The 338-nt window shown below is 48.8% G+C and carries 1 protein-coding gene; it reads left to right on the top strand.

The features are described 5' to 3' along the window. Positions 1 to 64: 64 nt before the first annotated feature. A partial coding sequence (locus AB4512_RS23675) for an iron chelate uptake ABC transporter family permease subunit (protein WP_372175958.1) occupies positions 65 to 338 on the top strand: 274 nt, incomplete at its 3' end.

The following is a 338-nucleotide window of genomic DNA, read 5'->3' as shown; positions in this document are numbered from 1 at the left end:
GAGTAGTAGCCCTTTGATTTTATTTGATAAATATCGAGCAGCATGGCTAACAGGTATCACTGCCATGCTGCTCGCCTTCATGATGAGTTTACAATTTGGCTCAGTCCCTTTGTCTTTTAAGGAAGTGATTGTAGGGCTGAGCTCTTTCACTGATCCAACGCCGGATATGACCAGTCGAATACTGATCGATCTAAGGTTACCTAGAGCATTGTTAGCGGTTATCGCGGGTGCAGGGCTGGCGATGGTTGGAGCGTTGCTTCAAACCTCGACACGAAATGATCTGGCGGATCCGTTTCTGTTTGGCTTGTCATCTGGCGCGTCTGCTGGTGCGGTGTTGG

This window comes from Vibrio sp. 10N.222.52.B7, from assembly GCF_041474275.1.
GTDB classification, from domain to species: Bacteria; Pseudomonadota; Gammaproteobacteria; order Enterobacterales; family Vibrionaceae; genus Vibrio; species Vibrio crassostreae_C.
Note: the sequence above shows the minus strand (reverse complement) of the source record. Positions and strands in the feature narration are given on the sequence as shown.